The sequence below is a fragment of the Stenotrophomonas sp. HMWF023 genome (assembly GCF_003060985.1).
In the GTDB taxonomy this organism is placed as follows: Bacteria; Pseudomonadota; Gammaproteobacteria; order Xanthomonadales; family Xanthomonadaceae; genus Stenotrophomonas; species Stenotrophomonas lactitubi.
This window is the reverse complement of record NZ_QAIJ01000037.1, coordinates 7,984-11,560: the sequence shown is the minus strand read 5'-3', so window position 1 is coordinate 11,560 and position 3,577 is coordinate 7,984. Positions and strand designations below refer to the sequence as shown.

Annotated in this window: 3 protein-coding genes and 1 pseudogene; all 4 read left to right on the top strand. The window is 67.7% G+C overall.

Going from position 1 to position 3,577, the window contains the following annotated elements; translation table 11 throughout:
* On the top strand, positions 1-521 hold a 521-nt coding region (locus DBR20_RS01600), incomplete at its 5' end, for a response regulator transcription factor (RefSeq protein ID WP_258223091.1).
* A 71-nt stretch (positions 522-592) separates the two neighbouring features.
* Entirely contained in the window at positions 593-1,297 is a 705-nt protein-coding gene (radC, locus tag DBR20_RS01595) for a DNA repair protein RadC (RefSeq protein WP_108264956.1), read from the top strand.
* A 114-nt stretch (positions 1,298-1,411) separates the two neighbouring features.
* Positions 1,412-3,100: an arginine--tRNA ligase gene (gene argS / locus DBR20_RS01590; protein WP_108264951.1), complete on the top strand. Its 1,689-nt coding sequence runs from the start codon at positions 1,412-1,414 to the stop codon at positions 3,098-3,100.
* 21 nt (positions 3,101-3,121) lie between these two features.
* Positions 3,122-3,577, top strand: a pseudogene (locus DBR20_RS22470) (sporulation protein); the annotation flags it as partial.

Below are 3,577 nucleotides of genomic sequence, written 5' to 3'. Positions count from 1 at the left end.
GTGCCGGACTGCTGCAGCTGTTGGTACAGCAGCCCTGCCACGCCGTACTCACCGACCTGTCCATGCCCGGCCCCGGCCCGGACGGCCCTGAACTGCTGGCCGAGCTGCGCCAACGCCATCCCGGACTTCCCGTGGTCGTGCTGACCGGGGCCAGGCACCCGGGGTTGCTCGATGGCCTGCTACGCGATGGCGTACACGGCCTGGTCGACAAGAGCGCCGACTTCGCCGAACTACCGCAGGCCCTGCATGCCGCCATGGCAGGGCAGGTGTTCGTTTCCGACCAGCTGCGGCGCCACCTGCAGGCCCGCGATCTGTTGTTCCCGCATCCACCGGCTGCGTTGTCGACACGCGAACTGGAAGTGCTGCAACTGCTGACCGATGGGCTGAACATCAATGCCATCGCCGACCGCAGCGGACGCAGCCCGAAGACGATCAGCCGGCAGAAGGCCGAAGCCATGCGCAAGCTGGGCCTGCAGACCAACCAGGAACTCTACGACTACCTGCAGACCCGGCGCGACTGAGGGCTTGGCCGACCCGCAGGTGCGGCAAGGGCTTATGGGAGCGGTCGGCGATGATCGCCATGATGGGTGCCATGCCCATCCATGAATGGCCCGAAGAAGAGCGTCCCCGCGAGAAGCTGCTGGCCCGGGGGCCCACGTCACTGTCCGACGCCGAACTGCTGGCCCTGTTCCTGGGCTCCGGCATTGGCGGCCGGGACGCCGTACAGACTGCGCGCGACCTGTTGCTCGCCCACGGTCCATTACGGGTGCTGCTGGACCGCCCCGCCCGCGAGCTGTCGAAACTCCCTGGATTGGGGCCGGCTCGCAGCTGCGCGCTGGCCGCCGGGCTGGAGCTGGCCCACCGCTACCTGGCCGCTGAACTGCAGCAGGGCGAAGCGGTCGGCAACAACCCTTCGGCCGTCGGTCGTTACCTGCAGCACCGTCTGCGCGGGCAGGCACGGGAACTGTTCGTGGTCCTGTTCCTGGACAACCGCCACCGCCTGATCGCCTGCGAGGAACTGTTCGCCGGCACCATCAACGCGGCCCCGGTGTACCCCCGCGAAGTGGTGCGCAGAGCCCTGCTGCACAACGCCGCCGCGGTCATCCTCAGCCATAACCATCCCTCGGGCGACCCGGAACCCTCGGCCGCAGACGCACAGATCACCGAGGAGCTGCAGCGGGCCCTCGCACTGGTCGACATCCGCCTGCTGGACCACTTCGTGGTGGGCGAAGGGCGTCCCGTTTCGTTTGCTGAACGGGGTCTTCTACCGCCGCTTCAGGCCCGCCTGGTCGGATGAGCCGCGCAGCAACAGGCGGCCACGCGTGCCCTGGCAGGCAGGCCTCGGTCAGCGTTGGGGGCGGCATCTGCGCTAAAATGGGCGATTCCGCCGCTCATTCTCACAGCAGGCCTCGTGAAAAATCTCCTCCGCGCCCTGATCAGCCAAGGCATCGAAGCCTTGCGCGCCAATGGCACCCTGCCCGTCGACTCCCTGCCGCCGGACTTCGTGGTCGAGCGCCCGAAGACCCGCGACCATGGCGACTTCGCCACCAACGCCGCGATGCTGCTGGCCAAAGCCGCGCGCAGCAATCCGCGCGCACTGGCACAGGCGCTGGTCGAGGCGCTGCCGCGCAGTGAAGACGTCAGCAAGGTCGAGATCGCCGGCCCCGGTTTCATCAATTTCCACCTGGCGCCGGCCGCGTATCAGCGTGAAGCCGTCACCGTGATCAAGGAAGGCGCCGATTACGGCCGCAACCTGTCCGGCAATGGCCGCACGGTGGGCGTGGAGTACGTGTCGGCCAACCCGACCGGTCCGCTGCATGTCGGCCACGGCCGCGCCGCGGCCATCGGCGACTGCGTGGCACGCGTGCTTGATGCCAACGGCTGGAACACCAAGCGCGAGTTCTACTACAACGATGCCGGCGTGCAGATCGAGAACCTGGCGCTGTCGACCCAGGCACGGGTGAAGGGCATCGTTCCGGACCAGGAAGGCTGGCCGGAAGGCGGCTACCGCGGCGACTACATCGCCGACGTGGCACGCGCCTACATGACCGGCGCCAGCGTCGACCTGGAAGGCACCCTCGTGGTCGGCGCCAAGGACCCGGACGACATGCAGGCGATCCGTCGCTTCGCCGTGGCCTACCTGCGCAACGAGCAGAACCTGGACCTGGCCGCGTTCGGCGTGGATTTCGACATCTACTTCCTGGAAAGCTCGCTGTACGCCGATGGCAAGGTTGCCGAGGCAGTGGCCAAGCTGCAGGCGTCGGGTCATACCTATGAAGAAGGCGGTGCGCTGTGGCTGCGCAGCACCGACTTCGGTGACGACAAGGACCGCGTGATGCGCAAGTCCGACGGCACCTTCACCTACTTCGTGCCGGACGTGGCCTACCACCTGTCGAAGTGGCAGCGCGGCTACGAGCGCGCGATCACCGAACTGGGCGCGGACCACCACGGTTCGCTGGCGCGTGTGCGTGCCGGCCTGCAGGCCATGGAAGTGGGCATCCCGCAGGGCTGGCCGGAATACGTGCTGCACCAGATGGTCACCGTCATGCGCGGCGGCGAGGAAGTGAAGCTGTCCAAGCGTGCCGGCAGCTACTTCACCCTGCGCGACCTCATCGAAGAAGCCGGGCGCGACGCGACCCGCTGGTTCCTGATCGCGCGCAAACCCGATTCGCAGCTGACCTTCGACATCGATCTGGCCCGTCAGCAGAGCAACGACAACCCGGTGTTCTACGTGCAGTACGCGCATGCCCGTGTCTGCAGCCTGCTGCGTCAGGCGCAGGAGAAGGGCCTGGTCTACGAGCAGGGCAGCGGCCTGTCCAACCTGGGCCGTCTGGCCGATGACGCATCGCTGGCCCTGATGAACGAAATCTCGCGTTATCCGGAAGTGGTGGAAGCGGCCGGCGTGGCGCTTGAACCGCACCTGGTCGCGCAATACCTGCGCGAATTGGCACACGCCTTCCACACGTGGTATCACGGGACGCCGGTGCTGGTGGACGACGCGACCGATCGCAATGCCAAGTTGACCCTGGCCTGCGCAGCACGCCAGGTATTGGCCAACGGCCTCGACCTCCTGGGCGTTTCCGCCCCGGAAAAAATGTAAGCCTCAGGAGACGCAGTAGACATGGCAGCACGACGCGGCAAGACACAGGCTCGGCGCAACAGCAGCCAAGGCACGCCCGGATGGGTGTGGCTGGTTGCCGGCGTGGCGATCGCCGCCGTGGTGTTCCTGGCGGCGCCGAACCTGTTCAAGGGCGAGGGCGATGGCTTCCTGCGCGCCGGTCCGCAGCCGAACCCGAACGCGCAGCCGGCGCCGGTGGCCGATGGCGAAAGCGATGTCGGCACCCAGCCGGCCGCACAGCCAGCCACGCCGAAGCCGGCTGAACCGGAAAAGCCGGCGGCCACCCAGTACGACTTCTACACCCTGCTGCCTGGCAAGGAAGTGGAGATGTCCGACGCCGAACTGGCCGCCAGCGCGCGCGCCGAAGAACAGCGCCGCAGCAAGGCCGAAGCGCAGCGCGCGCAGGCGGCACTGGAAGGCAGGCCGGTACCGGCGGTTGCGGCCACGGCACCTGTGGCG